Origin of the sequence: Paenibacillus sp. FSL H8-0315, assembly GCF_038005365.1 — a bacterium.
GTDB classification, from domain to species: domain Bacteria; phylum Bacillota; class Bacilli; order Paenibacillales; family Paenibacillaceae; genus Paenibacillus_AQ; species Paenibacillus_AQ odorifer.
Map to the genome: position 1 here is coordinate 5,443,555 of NZ_JBBOTA010000001.1, position 21,281 is coordinate 5,464,835.

Annotated in this window: 21 protein-coding genes; 10 read left to right on the forward strand and 11 right to left on the reverse strand. The window is 47.2% G+C overall.

Annotated features, from left to right (window positions below):
* Positions 1-17: 17 nt before the first annotated feature.
* From MHB56_RS23520 to MHB56_RS23535, 4 genes are read right to left on the reverse strand one after another with little or no spacing between them, the layout of a single operon-like run.
* Complete coding sequence (locus MHB56_RS23520; protein WP_036683979.1) at positions 18-1,130, reverse strand: YheC/YheD family endospore coat-associated protein; 1,113 nt, start codon at positions 1,128-1,130, stop codon at positions 18-20.
* A complete protein-coding gene (locus MHB56_RS23525) occupies positions 1,127-2,500 on the reverse strand; it encodes a YheC/YheD family endospore coat-associated protein (RefSeq protein WP_036683976.1) in 1,374 nt (457 codons plus the stop codon). Before MHB56_RS23525 ends, MHB56_RS23520 begins: the two co-directional genes overlap by 4 nt.
* Complete coding sequence (locus tag MHB56_RS23530) at positions 2,501-3,667, reverse strand: YheC/YheD family endospore coat-associated protein (protein WP_341144068.1); 1,167 nt, start codon at positions 3,665-3,667, stop codon at positions 2,501-2,503. It abuts the gene before it with no gap.
* A 10-nt stretch (positions 3,668-3,677) separates the two neighbouring features.
* On the reverse strand, positions 3,678-5,045 hold the full coding sequence (locus MHB56_RS23535) for a YheC/YheD family endospore coat-associated protein (RefSeq protein WP_076124889.1): 1,368 nt from the start codon (positions 5,043-5,045) through the stop codon (positions 3,678-3,680).
* 372 nt (positions 5,046-5,417) lie between these two features.
* On the opposite strand from MHB56_RS23535, the gene MHB56_RS23540 reads away from it, so the two are divergent.
* Positions 5,418-5,756 carry a YlbF family regulator gene (locus tag MHB56_RS23540; protein ID WP_036683973.1) on the forward strand — a complete coding sequence of 113 codons (339 nt, stop codon included), beginning with the start codon at positions 5,418-5,420 and terminating at the stop codon, positions 5,754-5,756.
* A 124-nt stretch (positions 5,757-5,880) separates the two neighbouring features.
* Here the strand turns inward: MHB56_RS23540 and MHB56_RS23545 are convergent, their stop codons facing one another.
* Positions 5,881-6,456: a hypothetical protein gene (locus MHB56_RS23545; protein WP_076184272.1), complete on the reverse strand. Its 576-nt coding sequence runs from the start codon at positions 6,454-6,456 to the stop codon at positions 5,881-5,883.
* 195 nt (positions 6,457-6,651) lie between these two features.
* Here MHB56_RS23545 and MHB56_RS23550 point away from each other — a divergent pair, with 195 nt between their 5' ends.
* Complete coding sequence (locus tag MHB56_RS23550) at positions 6,652-6,933, forward strand: hypothetical protein (protein ID WP_036683968.1); 282 nt, start codon at positions 6,652-6,654, stop codon at positions 6,931-6,933.
* Between the two features lie 83 nt (positions 6,934-7,016).
* The gene (locus MHB56_RS23555; protein ID WP_341144069.1) at positions 7,017-7,307 is read left to right on the forward strand and encodes a hypothetical protein; all 291 of its coding nucleotides are present in this window, start codon (positions 7,017-7,019) and stop codon (positions 7,305-7,307) included.
* A 479-nt stretch (positions 7,308-7,786) separates the two neighbouring features.
* Here the strand turns inward: MHB56_RS23555 and MHB56_RS23560 are convergent, their stop codons facing one another.
* The gene (locus MHB56_RS23560) at positions 7,787-7,927 is read right to left on the reverse strand and encodes a hypothetical protein (RefSeq protein WP_175617313.1); all 141 of its coding nucleotides are present in this window, start codon (positions 7,925-7,927) and stop codon (positions 7,787-7,789) included.
* A gap of 158 nt (positions 7,928-8,085) precedes the next feature.
* Positions 8,086-8,916: a hypothetical protein gene (locus MHB56_RS23565; RefSeq protein ID WP_341144070.1), complete on the reverse strand. Its 831-nt coding sequence runs from the start codon at positions 8,914-8,916 to the stop codon at positions 8,086-8,088.
* Positions 8,917-9,214: 298 nt separating this feature from the next.
* On the opposite strand from MHB56_RS23565, the gene MHB56_RS23570 reads away from it, so the two are divergent.
* Positions 9,215-10,549: a DRTGG domain-containing protein gene (locus tag MHB56_RS23570; protein ID WP_076124897.1), complete on the forward strand. Its 1,335-nt coding sequence runs from the start codon at positions 9,215-9,217 to the stop codon at positions 10,547-10,549.
* Positions 10,550-10,683: 134 nt separating this feature from the next.
* Here MHB56_RS23570 and MHB56_RS23575 read toward each other — a convergent pair whose 3' ends face one another.
* The 3 genes from MHB56_RS23575 to MHB56_RS23585 form a co-directional block, all read right to left on the reverse strand.
* The gene (locus tag MHB56_RS23575) at positions 10,684-10,998 is read right to left on the reverse strand and encodes a YtpI family protein (protein WP_341144071.1); all 315 of its coding nucleotides are present in this window, start codon (positions 10,996-10,998) and stop codon (positions 10,684-10,686) included.
* Between the two features lie 83 nt (positions 10,999-11,081).
* Positions 11,082-11,582 carry a DUF4044 domain-containing protein gene (locus MHB56_RS23580; protein WP_038569663.1) on the reverse strand — a complete coding sequence of 167 codons (501 nt, stop codon included), beginning with the start codon at positions 11,580-11,582 and terminating at the stop codon, positions 11,082-11,084.
* A 5-nt stretch (positions 11,583-11,587) separates the two neighbouring features.
* Positions 11,588-11,911, reverse strand: a complete 324-nt coding sequence (locus tag MHB56_RS23585; protein WP_036678886.1) for a YtrH family sporulation protein — start codon at positions 11,909-11,911, stop codon at positions 11,588-11,590.
* A 141-nt stretch (positions 11,912-12,052) separates the two neighbouring features.
* Between MHB56_RS23585 and MHB56_RS23590 the strand changes: the two genes are divergently transcribed.
* From MHB56_RS23590 to pyk, 6 genes are all read left to right on the forward strand, one after another.
* Positions 12,053-15,694: a DNA polymerase III subunit alpha gene (locus MHB56_RS23590; RefSeq protein WP_341144072.1), complete on the forward strand. Its 3,642-nt coding sequence runs from the start codon at positions 12,053-12,055 to the stop codon at positions 15,692-15,694.
* Positions 15,695-15,768: 74 nt separating this feature from the next.
* Entirely contained in the window at positions 15,769-16,269 is a 501-nt protein-coding gene (locus tag MHB56_RS23595) for a phosphatidylglycerophosphatase A family protein (protein WP_036678892.1), read from the forward strand.
* A 146-nt stretch (positions 16,270-16,415) separates the two neighbouring features.
* The gene (locus MHB56_RS23600) at positions 16,416-16,604 is read left to right on the forward strand and encodes a hypothetical protein (protein WP_036678895.1); all 189 of its coding nucleotides are present in this window, start codon (positions 16,416-16,418) and stop codon (positions 16,602-16,604) included.
* Positions 16,605-16,676: 72 nt separating this feature from the next.
* Positions 16,677-17,570, forward strand: a complete 894-nt coding sequence (gene accD / locus MHB56_RS23605; RefSeq protein WP_076124903.1) for an acetyl-CoA carboxylase, carboxyltransferase subunit beta — start codon at positions 16,677-16,679, stop codon at positions 17,568-17,570.
* Between the two features lies 1 nt (position 17,571).
* On the forward strand, positions 17,572-18,573 hold the full coding sequence (locus tag MHB56_RS23610; protein ID WP_341086066.1) for an acetyl-CoA carboxylase carboxyltransferase subunit alpha: 1,002 nt from the start codon (positions 17,572-17,574) through the stop codon (positions 18,571-18,573).
* Positions 18,574-18,903: 330 nt separating this feature from the next.
* Complete coding sequence (gene pyk, locus MHB56_RS23615) at positions 18,904-20,322, forward strand: pyruvate kinase (RefSeq protein ID WP_038569666.1); 1,419 nt, start codon at positions 18,904-18,906, stop codon at positions 20,320-20,322.
* A 186-nt stretch (positions 20,323-20,508) separates the two neighbouring features.
* On the opposite strand, the gene MHB56_RS23620 is transcribed toward pyk, so the two are convergent.
* On the reverse strand, positions 20,509-21,210 hold the full coding sequence (locus MHB56_RS23620; protein WP_076184278.1) for a G1 family glutamic endopeptidase: 702 nt from the start codon (positions 21,208-21,210) through the stop codon (positions 20,509-20,511).
* Positions 21,211-21,281: the final 71 nt, after the last annotated feature.

The window sequence follows — 21,281 nt, forward strand, 5'->3', positions numbered from 1 at the left end:
CATCCTTTTAATGATTTCTATTTAAACTGGCGCGCTAAATGCTGGCCGTAGTGAAAGATTCGCTCTAGGGACAGCTTGCGGATCGCGGGTTCATCAAATTTCATCGGCCGGGAGTTGGCCTCAAAGAACCAGAGTCCCCCATTCTCATCTACACCCAGATCCATCGACATCTCTCCGAGCATAGAATCAGAAGCTCTTTCAATTTGTCTAGCGATAAGAAGGGCGGTTGTAGGCACGCTCTTCAGGATCATGGCTGCTCTTTCGGTTCCAAATGTACTTTCCAGCATGCTGGCAGGCTCTTCAATACTACCGCCGCGTGGTACATGTGTCGTTATACTTCGGGCACCGGCGAGGCGTGCACCTATTCCGGTGACTCCCCAGCCGCCTCTGCTGTTTTTTTGCAGCAGCACCCGCAGATCAAACGGTCTTCCCCGATGAGTCGCCAGTTCAATAGCCTGCTGCACAATATAACGAGAGATTCCTTTTTCTTTTCCGATTCTTGCCCAGAGCCGGTCCATGGAAGCTGCTTTGTACGTCACATTTTTTTTGCCGCTTTGAATTTGGAGCCGGTAAGGCAAAGCGGTATCTGCACGATATTTTAGGCGCATAATTCCTTTTCCTGCTTTGCCATTCTCTGGTTTAAGGTAGAGGCTGGTATGCTGGTTCAGCATGGCAGTAAGGGTGTTTGCACTGCGTAATCGTCTCGTTTTTGGAACATGCTTTGAGGTGGAGTGCGAACCCCTCAACCATTCGAAGAGACTCCATTTATTGAAAAAATATGGATTATATAGCTTAATGCCTGGATGTTCCAGGCATTGAGCTATTTTACGTACCACAGCAGGTTTTTCCTCATCCTCACGGGTGGGAATTCGGTTATAAATGATTTGTGGAAGAGGTACAGGAATGCTGTACCAGATTTTACCGCTGGACGATGGGACATATCCGTTCACCATCCGTTCCTCAAGCTTGAGGTCACGGACAGTGACGACGTAGACAAGAAATCCCATTTCTTTGCCTGTGCGAATAATGTCCCGGAAGTTGCTGCGGTTGCCATTAAATTGCCGTACTTTATCGCTGGTTGTCAGTATGGCAATAACAGGTTTTGTATCTTCCGGATTATGGGTGCTCACATCTCATCCCTCCTGCGGAATTTGCTGAGGTATAGACAATGCTCCAGAATGTGCTCGATGGAAGCTTTGCCCTCAGCGCGCAGGGAAGGGTGACGGAAGATGGAACGACCTGGTTTGGCGTTGGCCTCGAACATCCAGATGTCTTCATCCTGATCAATTCCGAGATCAAAGCCAATTTCACCGAGCAAATGACGATGCTGGACTTCTAGTGATTCTGCCAGCTTGATGGCTGTAGTCTTTGCACGCTGCAGTACTTCGTCAGCTCTTGCGCCGAATACACGTCCGAGTGCTTGCTGAGGTGTAAGCAATGCTCCTCCATTTTTAAGGTGAGTGGTGACACTGCCACGGCCGGCTTTTTTAGCGCCTATGCCGACTACAATCCACTGATTACTGCCGTTTTTATGCATATGGAACCGGAAATCAATCGGGCAGCCATCTATTTCAATGAGACGTATTCCCTGCTGAACTATATAATTTTGCAGATTTTGACCGTGACGCGAACGAAGCATACGCATAAGGGCTTCAAAGGTGGTAAAGCGTAAAAGAACGTTTTTTCCACCGCGGCGGTAGCGGGCAAAATACCCCTTTTTCGGGAGATAGGTAAGCCGATAAATGCCGTGACCCAGACTTCCCGCAGAAGGTTTATAGTATACAAAATGATGGTGATCCAGCATTTCTCTCATTTTTTCCGTGGACGGATTGCTGTGGGTTTCAGGTACATAACGATTTGCCGCCCCATCATTTTCTAAAAGCTTATAGATATCGGATTTATTGAAAAAGCTCCAGTTAAAGTATGGAATTCTTTTCCGCATAAATCGTTCGCGAAGTTGGTTGATATAGGGTGAGGTCTCAGCTCTCCGACTGGGCAATCGATTATAGACAACATCAGGCAGAGGGACCATTTTTCGTTCAAACTTACCGCTTGAGGTCAAAAAATATCCATAGACCTGTTCCTGTTGCCAGTTGATGTCACGCGGCATAAAGGCAAATATATAACATTTGTTGCTGCCTTCCCGCAGCAATTGCTTGATGAACCCTGTGCGAGAACCGAAGGGCTGAGACGAAGAAGCAGGACCATCGGACAATATGCCAACTAAAGGTCCTAGCTGCACCTCGTCATTCTGTAGATTGCGTAAATAGACACCGCCCGATTTCGGAACCTTGATAGCGCTTTTTACGCCTGAGGCGAGATATAGGTGATTTCCGGCGCGCTTGATGGGCTTGATCATGGTCGGGGTGGCATCTTTACCGAGCCTTAAGCGTATATTTTTTTTCCCCGTTAACTTCAAGCTTTTCATCAGTGCACCTGATACATATACAACTCTTTGGGGCTGCTTAGTGAAATGCACATTGCAAAAAGTGAGACTCATTTATGAATCCTCCTTAGGAACCATTGTTATCATTCTCCCGTTTGTAACGGAGCTGTCCGTAGATAGGGATGGTATCCGTCGTTGTGTGAGCAGTAGATGGCGCGCATAAGACAGTGGATTCTCGGCGGCGAGCTTAGCAGCCCGGCGGTCGCCCGTCAGCCGGAATACCGTGCGCCCTGGCTTGGAATTTGCTTCTAGTAAATGAATCCGACCGCTCGAATCAATACCGAAATCAAGGCCGAGTTCTCCAAGCCTGCCGCATGCAGCCTCCAGTAGGGGAGGCAAGTATGCAGCTTCTGCAGCAAGCTCACGCATGATGTCTTTTCCACCCTGACCATATTCAGCAAGCAAAAAAGGCAGGGGTGAAACAGCTGTTCCGCCGCCATGCAGGTTCGAAGTCAGCGAACCTTGGTTACCCAGCCGTACGGCCATGCCGGTAAGAGTCCAGCGGCCACGGCCATTCTTTTGCATCAATACACGCACATCGAACGGTTGCCCCTTACTATTCGTTAGGTGCAGGAAAGGCTGTATAATATAGCGGCGTGAGCCGATAAATTCATGAATCCAGTTCAGTCCTTCAGCCTGTGAGTCGAAAACATATTGAAAGGGTGTATTTGTACCGTCACGCCCTCGAACTCTCATACCTCTGTTTTGCAGTATGGCATGTAATGTACGTTTGCCATGGGTGCCGGCCTTGGGCTTTAGAAAGACTCCATATTCTCTTTCAGCAAGCATTGTACTTAACCTGCGGGTACCGGTATAGAGTACAGTTTCCGGCAGTATTGCCGCTGCTCTCCGGTCGCGCTTCAATATCTCATGTACACCCCATTTATCTGGCAAACCTCGAGACCAAGGCAAGGAACGATGAAGAGTAGAGAGAGCAGCGGAAGCTTCTTTTCTTTCTTTAGGACCTTCGTAAAAGCAGCGATTATAGACAATATCTGGCGGTGAAGAAGTGGTATTCTGCCAGCTTCCATCTTTCCAGGTATAGCCGGTAATGGAGGACCCGTCTGCCGCTACTCCGTCTGGATGAAATACGAGGACTTTTAGGCTGTATAGAGGAGCTGCCCGGCATAAATGACTGCAAAACTCTGGCTCGGCGATCGGTGGATTCCCGTTGCGGCGGCCTGTCATAATGCCGAGGAACCCCACTTCTGTTTCAGTCATCGTGTCCTCCTTATAAACCGGCCAAGTAGCGGCAATATAAAATCATTTGCTTGACGGACGGTCTTATTTTTTGATCGTTTAACGGTGTATTATCGTTCTTGGAGGGCTTGGAGTTAACCTCTAAGAGCCATATTCGTCCTGATTGATCCAGTGCCAGATCGATTCCGAGCTCTCCGAAATGAGCGGGGATAAAGGTTTCGACCCCTCTTGCAATGGCAAGTGCTGCTCTGGGCAGCTGAAGCTGAACGTTTTCTTTTGCGCCCGGAGGAAGACTGCTCTTGCTAACCGCTTCTTTTACAGTGCTGAGACTGCCACCTCTAGCTAAATTAGACACGAAGTGATTGCTTCCGGCGGTGCGGGCGACAATGGAGGTAACCCCCCATTTTCCGCTGCCATTCTTCTGAACAAGTGCCCGGAAATCTACAGGCCGCCTTCCTAGCTCCATCAAAGGCAATCCCTGCTGAATCTGGTATCGAGTAGTCTTCATTTTGGGAGCGATGGACTGGTACAATTTAGCGAGAGTGGTGTAGCTTTGCTTGCGTGTACCTATGGAGGTAGTAGACAACAGACGGTAACCTCCGCCTTCTTCTTTAGAGATACGAAGTATGCCTTTGCCGAGACTGCCTCGTACAGGTTTCAAAAATACACTTGGGTAATGGCTGCACATCTTCTTCATTACGGCAAAGCCGTTCAACGCATGCGACTCAGGTAAATACCGCTGCAGGGAAGGGTCTTGCGCTAAAGCTTCAAATACCTCTGTCTTGTCAAGAAATTTTTCGTTGAAGAAATGCGTTCCATATCGTGATTTTACATCCGCCAAAAAATGCTGTACGCTAGGTTTATTCTCCACCTTTCGCGTCGTTAACCGATTGTTGATTACATCGGCAATGGGCAGACTCATTTTTCTCCAACCCTCGTTGTATACCCAGCCCTGAATGGAAGAACTGCGTGTTTCCAGCGCTTCCGGGGTAAAGAAATATACATAGGCGCCTTGTGTGTGGCAGGCATTTGTCAATTCCCGGCAGAACATGGTAATGGGTCCAAACAACCTGTCGAGATTATCTGGATGGTCACGACTGACGAGCACGCCGATCAACGGTCCAAGCCGCAAGGTGCGGCTTACAGAGCTGTAAGAAACGTTGAGGGTTTGTCGGTGTTTCCATCCGGTCCGCTGCGCCAGTCCTTCGCTTACACGCAGGATGTCGGATTTGGGAGCCGAGATAATGGTAACCTCCTGCCGGAAAGAGCCGAATGCCAGCTGGAGTGTTCCGTGAGACGGGATTTTGAGTCTTTTCATGGATTTTTCGCCAAGCATTATAGCGTTTTCCTGCAGGATGCCCGAGTTGACCGTATGGACCGGGATCTTGAATTGGGACATCGTGGATCTCCTTCCGGTAGGCAGCATGATGCCGGCAATTTGGTAGCTAAGGGTTACATATCATTCATCATATGGAGACAGATGACCCTTGGTGATTGACCTAACCGCTAAAAACCTTGCCCAGTCATTTCATAAGCTCGGCCCAAGAAGCGAAACAAGTATGGAATGAGCGAATATTGGAAACTGAAGCGACGTGGATTCAGGAAGCAGCTGCTAACAAAACTTAAGCGTATGTTTTCGGAGTGAGTTTTTAGAGCAGAGTAGATTCAGGAAGCAGCAGCTAACAAAACCTAAGCGTAAGCTTTCGAAGTGAGTTTTGTAAGAAGACGATCTGAGGAGTGTACGCTAACAAAACTTTTAGGAGGAATCATAATGAGCATTCACGACAAAGCACATGAATTGGCGAAAGCCATTAAAGAGAGCAGCGAGGTATCGGATATCAGAAATGCTATGAAGGTCGTAGAAACAGATCCTGAAGCGAAAGCGATGCTGGACAATTTCCGCCAAGGTCAGATGGAGCTGCAACAACGGATGATGAGCGGAGAAATGCCTCCACAGGAAGAAATGGAAAAGATGGAGAAGCTGTTCGAGGTGCTTAACTTGAATCTTGGCATTCGTCGTCTGTTCGATGCGGAACGCCGTCTGAGCGTTGTAATCGAGGATGTAAATAAAATTATCACCGAGAGTTTGTCTCAATTGTACGGCGAATAAATTTTAGCAATGAAAATCAAAAGAGGGTGTTCCCGAAGCCGGTGGCTCTGGAAACACCCTCTTTCTTGTGGCTGTGACTATAGGGCTAGCCTAAGTTCAAGCTCGACCCAATCTCAACCTCAACCTAATCTTGTTTACCTTCGACTGCGCAGAGAAGAATACCAGCTGCCAAACCTAAGCGGCGATCAAGCTTGCCTTTTCGATCCTCCGAGAAGTCAGCCATAATTTTGGTGACAAATGGATTGAAATTTTGCTTGAATGCAGGGATCGTAGTATCATCCATCTCGATATTATATTTCTGCGGAATAATAGCGATGAAGCGGCGCAGTAGAGCCATCGCGGTGCTGTCTTCCTTGATTTTTCCGATTTCCTGATCATGACGGTCAAGAATAATCCATTCATCCTTCAAAATAGATTTGAGACCCTTACGTCGAAAAGAACCAATATGCTCACCGGACTCTGTATCGTGTACATCATAAGTAGCACTAAAATCGACCACGTTGCGGGCTTTTATGCGCAGCAGCTCCTTCTGCATGGACTCATCCGTATAAAGTGCAATGTCTTCTTTAAGCTTGAACGCTTTCATTTGCGAATAGAGCACAAGCTGCTCAGAGCTATCAAAAATATGAAGTTTCGCACCCATGATCGAAAATACTTTTTTGCGAATTATGTATTCGGTATGATTATAAGCTGCATTCAATTCAAAAACGCCTCCCTAAATGAAATCATCATCTCATATATAAGCATCTCTTGCTATATAAATGCTAACCTTTTATACATAATTTTGAAAAGGTATATATTTTTTAATGGACTTGTCTCATATTACGGGCCTCATGTTCATAGAGTAGAGATATAGATTCAATCGAATATCCTGTCTACGAAGGAGCTGTTATTAATGAGAAAAAGAAACAAGTTCAAACACGGTGTCTATCTGTTGCTGGCGTTGGCCATGCTTTTGTATGCACTGCCGAAGCTTTCGCTTGCGAATGGACCGAGCTGGGTGTTTGGTTTTGGAGTCGTCTGGTCACTTTTTGCGTTTATGGTCATTGCGGCACATTTGCATTTTATTATCGGGGTTGATGAAGAAAAGACCAAACGTTTGGAAGCTGTGCGAAAAGCAAAGCTGGAGCAATGGCAGACAAAGTGGAATGAAGAAACTAGAGTTTCGCAAAGATAATAGAGTTGGCATCGGATACTAAAAAGCTAGATTAGCTTCAGGTCTCTCGAATAAGCGCGGCAATCGTGCAAAGAGAGGCAAAAATGCCTCAGAATGCTGCGGAAAGCGCGGCAATGGTGCGAAGAGAGGCAAAAATGCCTCAGAATGCTGCGGAAAGCGCAGAAGTGGCGCGAAGAGAGGCATACGTGCCTCAGAACGTTGCAGGAAGCGCAGAAGTAGCGAAAAAAAAGAGGCAGAAGTGCCTCAGAATGCTGCGGAAAGCGCAGAAGTGGCGAGAAGAGAGGCATAAATGCCTCAGAATGTCGAGCAAAACGCAAAAGTGGGGAAAAGAGAAGTATAAATACCGTAGAATGCCGCGCAAAACACCAAAGTAGCCAAAAGAAAGGTATAAATACCGTAGAATGCCGTGTAAAACAACAAAGTAGCCAAAAGAAAGGTATAAATACCGTAGAATGCCGCGCAAAACACCAAAGTAGCCAAAAGAGAGGTATAATTACCGTAGAATGCCGCGCAAAACGCACAACTAGCCAAAAGAGAGGCAAAAATGCCTTAGAATGCTGCGGAAAGCGTAGGAGTGGCGCGAAGAGAGGCAAAAATGCCTCAGAATGCCGCGAAAAGCGCAGAAGTAGCGAAAAGAGAGGCATAAGTGCCTCAGAAAGTTGCGGAAAGCGCGGCAATGGTGCGAAGAGAGGCAAAAATGCCTTAGAATGCTGCGGAAAGCACAGAAGTGGCGAAAAGAGAGGCACAAATAACGTAGACTGCCGCGCCAAAAGACACACTCATACGAAAAAGCCCACTAGCCTAAGCCAGTGGGCTTTAATATGTTCCTGCATTGCTAGCAGGGGGCTAAATGTTATTTTCCACCCGTAAAAGGATTGATCTCATTCGTGAGATCTCTTCCAGCCTTCTTTTCTTCTGCAGATATCCGTTTACCAAGAGCCGCGTAATACCACACCGCAGGAACGAGAACCGCGAGTATAACAAGAAATTGCATAAGCTCAGCTCCTTTCACGTCGATATTATTAAACTTTTTTCCTGATCGTAGAGAGGATGGGCATAATCCTACCATCCTACCATCCAATCATCCAATCATCCTATCATCCCATCCCATCATCCGACCATCCCGCCACTTGTTAAGCAAAAACAAACCGATTACTTTTTACTGACCGAGCATTCTACTTCAAATACATAACTGGCGCTTCCCTGAGGCCATCTTGCATGGATGATATACAGATGTTTGCCGCTACCTGCTGCGAGTTGAAAACTATTTTTGTCCACGGAAAGGGCTTCGTCCGGTCGTTCCTCACGAGGAAATGAAGCCATAACCTCTATCTCTTTGGGTGCATATGAGAACTCGAGTTCTACCCGATCACCGCTGATGGCTTTAGGATGTACCTTTTGTTTGGAAACCAATTCATCGTAAGAAGCCATATCCACACATACGCCTTTGCCATTGTCGTTCCAGCAATAAGAGCCTTGAATAGCCTCGAACCGCTCACCGCCAACAGTAACTTGAACGCTTGGGGGCTGTGGGTTAGCAGTGTCTTCTGATGAAATCTTATCTTTAAAAGTTGATTGAAACAAGTCCAATAGATCTTTTTTGCTGGTATCTGACAGACGATAGTGGCCCATTTGTCCGGATTTAATGAGTAACCCACTGTTACTTCCGCCGATCCCAAAAGAGAACTCATAACTTATGCCATCCTTCATGTTCACAGTGGTGCTGTAATCGCTGGGAGCAATATCTAGTTGTCCTCTATCATATTCAGCAGTAGTTATGGCTTGAACGAAACGTTCAAACGAGGATGGATCCGAAATAGTGGCCATGGGCTGTTTTTTTTCAATTAAGTTAATAGAAACTATATTATTTGCATCCAACTCAATCTGGCCTGCTTGTTTTACTTCGTTTCCCGTATTTCCACAGCCGACCAGTCCTATAAAAAGCAAAGTAATAGTAAGTAGTAATAAAGCGGTCTTGTTCATATCTTCAATGCTTCTTTACACATTCTTTAATTCTCAGACTATAAAAAAAGGAGAAGGTTGCTAAATAAAGGAAGTGAATTTTTAAGGTCAGCTTAAAACGCATCAGAGATATTCAGTTTCAAAAAATTCGATTTTAAGGTGGTTTTCAAACTTACTATGTGGCAATACCTACCTAATCGTAGATTGTGTAAGGAGAGTGAAATTCGAATTCGAAGCTTATGAATCGGTTGTACTGAGCCATTCTATCCGTGTATAATAGGTACAGTATAGTACAGATCGGAGCATGGGGGTGTAACAGTTGGAAGGTCAAGGCGATGCGATTACTAAACACGAGCAACTGCTGCAGCATATTGAAGGTCTTAAGGTAGGCACCAAAATATCTGTTCGCAAGCTCGCCAAAGAAATGCTAGTCAGCGAAGGGACTGCTTACCGTGCAGTGAAGGAAGCTGAGAATCTCGGGATAGTCATCACGAAGGAACGGATTGGTACAGTTCGTGTAGAAAAGAAACCTCGGAACATTTCAGAGCAGCTGACGTTTGGCGATGTAGTTGATATTGTTGAAGGGCATGTGCTCGGCGGAGCAAGTGGACTAAATAAACATCTGCATAAATACGTGATCGGGGCGATGAAGGTCGATGCAATGATCCGTTATATAGATGCTGACAGTCTGTTGATTGTAGGTAACCGCGATGATGTTCACTCTCTAGCGCTGGAGCAGGGTGCGGGGGTTCTGGTGACAGGGGGCTTCGGGACGAGCCGTGAAGTGAAGGCATTGGCAGACGAGCTGGATCTTCCCATTATTTCTTCTAGACATGACACGTTTACCGTCGCTTCAATGATTAACCGTGCCATTTTTGATAGATTGATTAAGAAAAAAATTATGCTGGTAGAGGATATTATCGACAGCAAACCGCGCCTGAATACGTTGAAAATCTCTAGTACCGTCGGCGAGCTACGACAGGTTTCTGAGGAAACTGGAGAGCAGCGCTTTCCCGTTACGGATGAATGGAACCGAGTCATCGGCATTATCGGTCGCCGCGATGTAGAGGAATTGACGGAAGGCCAGATCATTGAAAAAGCGATGATCCGCAGTCCGGTTACGGCTGCACTGCAAACCTCACTAGCCTCCGCGGCCCAGATCATGATGTGGGAAGGCGTGGATTTTCTGCCCATAGTGGACCGTAACCGTAAACTGGTAGGCTCCCTAACCCGTAAAGAAGTGCTGCAAAGCTTACGCGATGTCCGGAATCAACCTCAGCTGGGAGAGACTTTTGATCATCTCATTTGGAATGGTTTTGCGGATGAGCGGGACGAAGAGGGACGATTGTTCTTCCATGGCTTTATTACACCGCAGATGGCCACGGATCTTGGGACGATTTCTGAAGGAATATTGTCTACGCTTATGACGCTCTCGGCATTTAAAGCAGCTAAGGACATCACAGGAAATGATTATGTACTAGATAATATGTCCACTTATTTTATCCGACCGGTACAGATCGAACATGCGATCATTGTAATGCCGAGACTGCTCGAAATCAGCCGCCGTACCTGTAAGCTTGAAATTGAGATCAGCCACTCGGATACTCTGGTAGCCAAAGCTGTTCTGATGCTGCAATCCATTGATCATGGCTAAAAAATGGTTTGCTAGCTGGATAGCATACGGTAAATAGGATCGTATACATGCTAAATAGACTGCCCTCATCATTGAAAGAGAGGGGAGTCTATTTTATTCTTTCTATTCCGTCAGAACAGCAGCTAAGTTTTCGACTAGTGTTGTTCCTGGCTGCGGCTGCGACTACGGCTGTAAAAACTATAGCTGCGTAGCCCCGAGAAGATGTTGAACGCACCAATCAGCAGAAAAGCAGCTTCAATAATGATATTAACGGTAGAGCCGCGAAACAAAAACATGGATATCAAGGACAGCGTTACGAGCATAGCACCGAGCATCACATTCATGACGGAGCGTTTCAGCCCTTTATCTTGGGGATTTAAGGCACGGCGGGAGGATATGCTGAACACAGCGGCACCGATTACAAAGATCACCAGCAGGATAAACAATAAATACTTGATAAATAAAACCATGGACAGCCAGCTCCTTTATCGTGTCTTGCAGTAGCCAAGAAGTAATTTCCACGTCTGTCCATTATTGTATCACACGATGGCTGTCAGCTGCGCTTAAAAGGACTGATTTCTACCCAGATTTGCAGGACGCCTTCCATGACGAGCATGGTTCGGATTTTGACAGAGTATTCCTTGTCACGCACAATGTATAGCTTACCATCCAACAGCAGTCTAACCAGTTTGCTGTCTGTATCAATATCGAACATGCTGCGGCCGCGCATCGGTTCCAGATCTGAGCCCATTTGGCTTATGATTAATTTTACAGTTACGGGGTCAAGTGGGGTATCTTCTTTGGATTTGCTTTCCTCCGATCGAATTTTGATTTCTCTGATCACGGTTGAGGTATTATTGTATTTTTTGAGTGTCTGAATATCTTTTTGATATTGCTCGATCTGTACACGCAGATCTTGATTATGCAGCCATAATACGTTATATCCTACATGGTAAATAGCATTGTATATGACAGCTCCTACGACGATCCCTAGCATGAATATAGCGGAGATCTGGGTGAATCTGCGAAAACGACTGAATGGTGGAACTCTCACTGGCGTTACCCCCTGCCGCACACCCATTTTACTAGCTCACTGCCCATATGGGCTCCTAGAAAAGCGAAGGCAAGATACATGATTTGTTTGATGGCGGGGGAGAGGTTGCCTCCAATCATGTTGCTTTCAATGACCCGTAAGGGGTCCATAGTACCTCCTACAGCGGCTGCTAGTGCCCATATTTTAATCCGATCTGCCACATCCAGCATCGTTTGCGTCGGCGGTTGCAGGGATACAACGGCGCCGATTCCGCCGAGCATAGCTCCGCCAAGCACGATGCCGAAGGCGATAAAGAAGTCGAGGATAGCTTTGCTCATAAAAATGCTCATACAGGCCCCTTCCCGGACGAGGCATTTACAAGCTTTGCCTGTCCTTATGCTCTTAATCCATTCTATGGGCGGGTCCCCCTTTAATATGATAAAATAGTTTCATCTTATGTTTGATTTTTGCAGTAGAGAGGAAGTGGGGTTATGAGCCCTTTCGTGCATTTGCATGTGCACAGCGAATACAGTTTACTGGACGGGGCGGCGCGCATTACCGATCTCGTGCGCCGGGCCGGCGAATACGGCATGAAGTCGCTGGCGCTTACGGATCATGGAGTGATGTACGGGGCCATCCCCTTTTATAAAGCGTGTAAAGAGAATGGAATCAAGCCGATTATTGGCTGTGAAGCTTATTTAACCGCGGGTTCACGCCGTGAGCGGGGCAGTCGAAAAGATCAACCGATCTACCACTTGATTCTGCTCGTCAAGAATGAAACCGGCTACAAGAACCTGATGAAGCTGATCTCTATCGGCCATCTGGAAGGCCATCATTATAAACCCCGGATCGATATGGAAGTGCTGGCAGCTCATTCAGAGGGGATTATTTGTCTTAGTGCTTGTCTTGGCGGAGAAGTGCCGCAGCATCTGCTGCATGGACGTGATGAGGAGGCGCGCAAGGCTGCGCTGCGATATAAGGCGATTTTTGGCGAAGATTTCTATCTGGAGCTGCAAGACCACGGGATCTCCGAGCAAAAGAGAGTCAATCCCAAGCTGATCGCCCTTGCCGAGGACTGTGAAATTCCACTTGTGGTGACGAATGATGTCCATTATTTAGCGAAGGAAGATGCTGAGGTTCAGGATGTGCTGATCTGCATCGGAACAGGCAAAACGGTGGATGATGAGGAACGTCTCAAGATCGGAACAGATCAGCTGTTTCTAAAAAGCAGCGAGCAAATGGCGGCATTGTTTCCGCATGTGCCGCAGGCTATCGCCAATACCTTATTGATCGCAGAAAAATGTAATTTGGAGCTGACCTTCGGCAATCATATTCTGCCTGCCTATTCTCCGCTCCCTGAAGGCATGGATTCCGCTGCTTATTTGCGTGAGCTGTGCTGGAAGGGGATGGAGGAACGATATATAGATACACCGCAATGGACTACACCTGAGCAAAGAGAGACGGCTGAGAAGCGTCTCACCTATGAACTGGGCGTTATCGAGAGTATGGGCTTCAGCGATTATTTTCTAATTGTGTGGGATTTTATTGCTTATTGTCATCGTCAGGGAATTGCTACGGGACCCGGACGGGGATCCTCCGCGGGTAGTCTCACCGCATACTCTTTGCGAATAACTGACGTGGACCCATTGAAATATAACTTGCTCTTTGAACGTTTTCTAAATCCAGAACGGATCACCATGCCGGATATTGATATCGATTTTAGTGATGAACGGCGTGATGAGGTTATTGGTTATGTAGTGGAGAAATACGGCAAAGAACATGTGGCGCAAATTATTACTTTCGGAACTATGGCTGCACGGGCTGCCGTTCGTGATGTAGGCAGGGTGCTGAACTTGCCTTATAACGAGGTAGACAAAGCTGCCAAGCTTATACCTGGTCAACTAGGGATCAGCCTTGCCAGGGCGCTGGAGAGTACACCAGATCTTAAAGCACTGTATGATAGCAATCCAAAGATTAAAGGGTTGCTGGATATGGCTATGAAGGTGGAGGGCATGCCCCGCCATGCTTCGACACATGCCGCTGGGGTTGTTATCTCGAAAGGTCCGTTGACCGATGCAGTCCCACTTCAGGAAGGTAACGAAAGTACGGCGTTAACCCAATACTCTATGGAGCATTTGGAGAGTGTCGGGCTGTTGAAAATGGATTTTCTGGGTTTGCGCACGTTGTCGATTATCGAACGCTGCATGAATTCGATTAGAGAAATGAGAGGAAGTGTTCCGGATTTCCGTGTCATCCCAGATCATGATCCAGCTACGTATGAAATGCTTGGGGCTGGTGAGACAACAGGGGTCTTCCAGCTGGAGTCGGCGGGCGTTAGACGAGTACTTAAAGATCTGAAGCCTAACGGCTTTGAAGATATTGTATCGGTTCTAGCGCTGTATCGTCCGGGTCCGATGGAATTTATCCCGAAATATATAGCAGGCAAACACGGTGAGATTGAAGTAGAGTATCCACATTCTGATTTGAAGGCTATATTAGCGGACACCTATGGGATCATTGTGTATCAGGAACAGATCATGCAGATTGCTTCTCTGATGGCGGGCTTCTCGTTAGGAGAAGCGGATCTGCTCCGTCGAGCGGTCTCAAAGAAAAAACGTGAGACGCTGGATAAGGAACGGAGCCATTTTGTTCAAGGCAGCTTGCAGCAGGGGTATAATGAAACGGATGCGAATGCTGTTTATGACATGATCGTGCGCTTTGCTGATTACGGCTTCCCGCGGGCTCATGCCGCGGCTTATGGAGTATTGGCTTTCCAGACAGCCTATCTCAAGGCACATTATCCGGTGCAGTTTATGGCGTCTATGTTGACCGCTGTAATGGGCACTCACCGCAAGGTAGCGGAGTATGTGCTGGACTGCCGCCGCACAGGCATCGGCGTGTTGCCGCCGGATGTGAACGAGAGCGGCGTATTGTTTACTCCGGTTCCTGGCGAAGGAACCGGAACCGGGCATATCCGCTTTGGACTTGCAGCCATTAAGAACGTCGGCACGCTGGCAGTGGAGAACATTATGGCAGTCCGCAAGGAGCGGCCGTTCGACAGTCTGCTAGATTTCTGTCGACGTGTGGACCTGCGGGTCTGCAATAAGCGGGTAGTGGAATCTTTGCTGCAGGCGGGAGCTTTTGACTGTCTGCCAGGTCACCGCGCCCAGCTGCTGGCTATGCTGGACGAGACGGTTGACGCTGCGCTGAAATGGCGCAAGGAGCGGGATGAACTGCAAATCCAGCTGTTCGACGATTTGGTGGAGACACCGAACTGGGAAATCCGCTATCCGGATATCCCTAAGTTCACCATTGGCCAGCAGCTGGAGATGGAACGTGAGCTGCTGGGGTTATATCTTTCGGGCCATCCGCTTGATGATAGCGCGGAACTGCTTGAGGAGCCCGGCATGCAGCGGCTGATGGATCTTGGTGAAGCTGCGGATGAGAGCCAGACGGTTACGGCCGGAATGGTAGTATCCGTTAAGGAAATTACGACGAAGCAAGGAAAATCGATGGCCTTCGTCGAATGGGAAGATCAGATCGAGCGCTGCGAGGTCGTACTCTTCCCTGAGGTGTGGAAGCGAAGCCGCAGCTTGATTGCCAAGGGCGCGCTGCTGGCCTTGCGCGCTAAGGTTCAGCAGGAAGACGAAGGCTTCAAGCTGCTGGCCGAGGAAGTGGCGCTGCTGTCTGCGGAGGCTCTCCGCGGGCTGTTGCAGCGCCGCAGTGCCGCCGCGTCCCGCTCGTACAGCGCGGGACGCTCGGCCTCGGCAGGAGCGCCGCCACGCGGCGCAGCTCCTGCTTCCCGGACCAGCGGTGCCGCCACTGGTCCGGCTGCCAGGCCAGCAGGCGGCACAACGCCGCCTGCAACACCTGCACAGGCCGCGCCAGCAACAGCGGCGACCTCAGGCCAGCGTGTCTTTATCAAGATCACGCCGGCCTCAGAGAATGCAGCTTTGCTGTCGCGCCTGAAAGAGCTGCTGCAGAATCATCCCGGTCCAGCTGCGACGCTTCTGTTCTATGAACAGGATCAGAAGCTCCTAGCTCTTAGCGATAATTATCGAATTAAGCCGTCCGAGGAACTTTTCGCGGCGATCGAGGTTATGCTGGGTGCAGGTACGGTAAGAATAAAATAAGAACAATTCTCCCCTTTTCCGCATACATTAGGAAACCACAGGGCACATCCCTGTACGGAAAGGGGAGTCGCAGCATGTCCTATCAAATGGCAGTAGATCTGTTGGAACGCAGAGGTGTATCACTTTCCTCCATTGCTGAAATCGTATATATTTTACAATCGGTTTATTATCCTGGTTTAACCAAGGATGAATGTCTGTCCAGCGTCAAGTCTGTTTTGGGCAAAAGAGAAGTGCAGTATACTTTAATGACAGGTGTTGCTCTTGATGAATTAGCCGAGAAAAAACTGCTTCCACAGCCGCTGCAGGCGGTAATGGAGGCTGATGAATCCCTCTACGGAGCGGACGAGACTCTGGCGCTTGGTATTACAGGGGTATATGGGATGATCGGACTGACAGGTTTTGGGTATTTGGACAAAATAAAGCTTGGAATCATTGGTGAACTGAACGATGATAAAGGTAGGATTCATGTATTCTTGGATGACCTTGTTGCCGGCATTGCTGCCGCCGCTTCCGCCAGAATTGCTCATCGGCATGAAGGGGCAAAAGTATATCCTTTAGGCACGGACAAGGAATAATTGAGCCCCTTTATTTCGTTTGAACAAGTTCCTCAGTCTTGCTTCCTATGCCCTACTCCTGTTGCGGGAAAAAAGAAAACTGTGTTATCATAATTCCATTATACGGGATACGGCTGGGAATTAAGATTGGGGAGGCCTTGCAGGGCATGTGGACGGTAATATATATCGCGCCGACCGCCAGAGTGGCGGATATGATTAAGAGTAAGCTGACAGAAGAAGGTTTTTTGGTAGAATGCCGTCCAATCAATATGTCCAAGCAGCAGTTTGAGATATTGGTTCCTTCAGGTGAGCTGGAGGAAGTACAGGAAGTCCTTAATCTTATTCTGCATCCCTGAGTTTCTTACAAGACAAAAGTCATGACAGCGGCAAGCTGCATAACGCAAATAAACGGCTGAAGAGGTGCGGGTGTGTTCAAAGATTTATTTCAGAAGAAACGGAAGTACGCGACTATTCCTTCAGAACGTCTGGAGCGGAGCGGCGGGCCTGCGGAAGGCGAACGCCCCAAACGTGAAATCCCTGAAGGATTAATGAGCAAATGTAATAAATGCGGAACGATCCAGTATAGTAAGGAATTAGAGAAGAACCTAAAGGTATGTCCTAATTGTGGTCACCACTTGCGCCTAAATGCTGTGGAGCGCATTGCAATGACATTAGACCCTGAGGGCTTTATTGAGTTTGACAGTGAAATGTATTCTATCGACCCGCTGAAATTTCCGGGTTACGCTTCCAAAGTGGAGCAACAGCAGCTGAAATCTGGACAAACTGAAGCCGTAATTACGGGTCAGGGTTCCATTGGTGGCCATCCGGTCATCGTAGCTGTGATGAATTTTGAATTTTTCTCAGGCAGCATGGGCTCTGTAGTAGGGGAGAAGATCACCCGTGCGATAGAAGAGGCCACAGAGCAACAGCTTCCACTCCTTATTTTCTCTACTTCAGGTGGAGCGAGAATGCAGGAGAGTATTCTTAGTCTAATGCAAATGGCGAAGACCAGCGCTGCGCTGGCTCGTTTTAACGAGGTTGGAGGTCTTTACATCTCGATAATTACGGATCCTACTACCGGTGGAGTATCTGCGAGTTTTGCCAGCCTTGGTGATATAATTATTGCAGAGCCTGGAGCGGTATTTGGTTTCGCAGGACGTATAGTCATTGAGCAGACCATTCGCCAGAAGCTTCCGGATGATTTCCAGACCGCTGAATTTAATCTTCAGCATGGGTTGCTTGATATGGTCGTGCACCGCAAAGAAATGCGCGCTACATTGACTAAAATTTTGGAGCTGCATGACGTGAAAGGGGGATTTTAGGTTGGCAGGAGAGTTGCCTTTTGAAATGCCTCTGGTAGAAATGCGCAAGAAGATTGCTGAACTGAAGCAGTTTGGCGAAGAGAAGGGTATTGATTTTACGGACGAGGTAGCTAGGCTGGAAGAACGATACCGTGTGTTGGAGGAAGAGATATATTCTAATATTTCTCCTTCGCAAAAAATGCATTTGGCTAGACATCAAGGACGTCCGACTTCCCTTGATCTTATGGGGCAGATCTTCACAGATTTTATTGAGCTCCACGGTGATCGGATGTTTGGGGATGATCTTGCTATTGTAGGCGGCATCGGTAAACTAAATGGGTTGCCGGTTACAGTTATTGGCCAGCAGCGCGGTAAAGACACCAAAGAGAATATTTTACGATTCTTCGGCAGTGCACACCCTGAGGGCTTCCGTAAAGCGCTGCGTCTGATGCAGCAAGCGGACAAGTTCAATCGTCCCATTATTACCTTCGTGGATACGAAAGGTGCATACCCAGGCAACACAGCCGAGGAAAGAGGTCAATCCGAAGCGATTGCCCGTAATTTACGTGAGATGTCTCAGTTTGGTGTCCCTGTAATCTGTGTGGTCATCGGTGAAGGCGGAAGCGGTGGCGCCCTGGCATTGGCGGTTGGAAATAGAGTGCTCATGCTGGAACATGCCATTTATTCGGCGATATCTCCTAACGGAGCGGCCTCTATTCTGTGGAAGGATGCTTCGAAGGCTGATCAAGCGGCAGAAGCCATGAAGATAACGGCTGCTGATCTGCTTGAGATGGAAGTTATAGAAGAGATCGTACCAGAGCCTAAAGGCGGCGCTCATCGGGATTACGAAGCAACGGCAGCGGCGATTAAGGATGCATTATGGCGGCATCTGCAGGAGCTAACCCAGATGAACTCAGTGGAATTGAAGGATGATCGATACCGTAAATTCCGTAAAATTGGTGAGTTTGCAGAGGCTCAGCAGGAACAAATTTTTATTGAAGAAGAAGTGAAGTCAGAAGTGTAAAAGTGCAAAATCATTTGCACTTTAAGACATATAGCTATACTTAGTGGGTCTTTTGGATATAGTGTAAAATATACAATTTATTGGAATTAAAATAATCTCGATCCACTAACGGGATTATTTTAATTTTTTTTATGTTTACAGAAAATTCGACTTAAAGTTACACCCAAAAGTGCCTACAACATTGATTTTGTGTCTGGTTTGCAGTAATATTCATAAGGGCGTACTTAAAGGCACATGTGACAAAGTTCCTATTTTATTAGTTAGCCTTGTAGTAGATTTTGTAGTTGGAAAAAGTGAGACAGAGAGAACGAAAAAACGGAGGAAAACCTAATGCGGAAAAGTAAAATTGTATGTACGATCGGACCTGCGAGTGAATCGTTGGAGAATATCAAAAAATTGATTTTGGCTGGTATGAATGTGGCCCGTCTGAATTTCTCCCACGGCGATTTCGAAGAGCACGGTGCTCGGATCAATACGATCCGTCAAGCATCTAAGGAACTGAACAAAACAGTTGCTATCCTGCTCGATACTAAAGGACCGGAGATTCGCACAGGCAAGCTGGAAGTAGAACCGATTGAACTTGTTCAGGACGAGTACCTGACACTGACTACGGAAGAGATCCTTGGTAATCAAGATCGTATTTCCATCACGTACAGCGAACTTCCTAACGATGTTCAAGTAGGATCCACCATCCTTATTGATGACGGTCTGATTGGTTTGACAGTTGTCGACATTCAAGGTACAGAAATCAAGACCCGTATTGTAAACGGTGGTACGATTAAGAGCAAGAAAGGCGTTAACGTACCAGGAGTAAACATCTCCTTGCCGGGTATTACGGAAAAAGACACCAACGATATTCTTTTTGGTATCGAACAGGACATCGATTTTATCGCCGCTTCCTTCGTTCGCAAAGCTAGCGACGTTCAGGAAATTCGTGAGCTGCTTGAGAAAAACAACGCTTCTCACATCCAAATCATTTCCAAAATCGAAAACCAACAAGGTGTTGACAACCTTGATGAAATTTTAGAAGCTTCTGACGGCCTGATGGTTGCTCGTGGTGACCTTGGTGTTGAAATCCCAGCTGAAGATGTACCTTTGGCTCAAAAATTGATGATTCAAAAATGTAACGTTGCTGGTAAACCAGTAATCACAGCTACACAAATGTTGGATTCCATGCAACGCAACCCACGTCCTACTCGCGCTGAAGCAAGTGACGTAGCAAACGCTATTTTAGATGGTACAGATGCAATCATGCTTTCCGGAGAAACTGCTGCTGGTAAATATCCAGTAGAATCCGTACTTACAATGTCCCGCATTGCTGAGAAAGCGGAATCCGCTCTGAACCACCATGAAATCTTCATGAAACAACAAACTGCACAAGAAACTACAGTTACAGAAGCAATCAGCCAATCCGTTGCAATTTCTGCTTTGGATCTGAACGCTAAGGCTATCATTTCTTCGACTGTAACAGGTCATACTGCACGCGTTGTTTCCAAATACCGTCCTAAAGCACCAATCATTGCCGTTACAACACAAGAAAGAACTATGCGTCAATTGTCCCTCGTTTGGGGCGTAACGCCAGTGTTCGGACAAGTTGCATCTTCCACAGATGAGCTGCTGGAAACAGCAATCAAAGGTGGTAAGGATTCCGGTCTGGTTCAAACTGGTGACCTAGTTGTGATTACTGCAGGAATTCCACTTGGACGTTCTGGTTCCACTAACTTGGTAAAAGTAAGCACAATCGAGTAGTTCTCGATTGGCTTCACCTGTTTAACAGGTTCCATAAAGCTTAATTAAAGGGTTGTCTCAACTGTAGTGAAAATCTACAAGCGAGGCAGCCCTTTTTTTCGTGTTTATCAACATATTCGATTGAAGATTATGTTAAATCCATTTATGCTGTTAGTAACAAATCTTGAATGATAGGTTCGAGTATTTTTATTTGGGGTATGTTCGTTTGACAGTAAAAGAATCCCCACGATGGTTTGGACAAGAAGGAACGGCGATAGTAGCGTTATTTTGCACCATGATTCCTCCCATATTGAGAGTGAGCCTCGGACTTTTGCCATTAATTCGACAGCAATAGAAGCAAGTAGGGGAGACACGCGCCAGCTTTGCGATCGAGCCGTCTACCTCGGGAGCCTCCATAATCCATTCACCAGAGGTTTGTGGTCCGGTATATCGCTGTAATGTTCGAAAAATCCAATTTCGGCTCAAATTGCGGAGCGTAATCGTCCATTTGTTGCGGCCTACCTTCGTGATGTTCGCTTTTATATGGTCTCCAGGGCTCACTGGAAGGGGAATTACCGTTTCGACATCAGGTAGGATTTCCCACCAAGCGTAATACCGGGCACGGCCATTTACGAATTCATGGCCTGTACCCGTTTGGATCAGGCTGCTGTTCTTGAAACCGTCAATACCAATCCAAGCAGAGGAATAGGAAGGTTTAGAGGTTGGTTTTACATATGGAACGATCCATTCACCGGCAATGCGGTTAAAAGCCCCCTTTTTTCCAGTGATCGTATATCCGCTCCAGTTTGTTGAAGACCAGCCGAAGCCGGAGCTTTGAAATTTGTTCGCATTAGATTTGTCTTTTAGACATGGATGATTGACCCGATTAGAATTTTGCTTATCATTCAACTTGTCCACCGCCTTTATAGTACTGCTATATTAAATGCGGTGATTACATAGGAAGTACGGGTGTTCTGCTA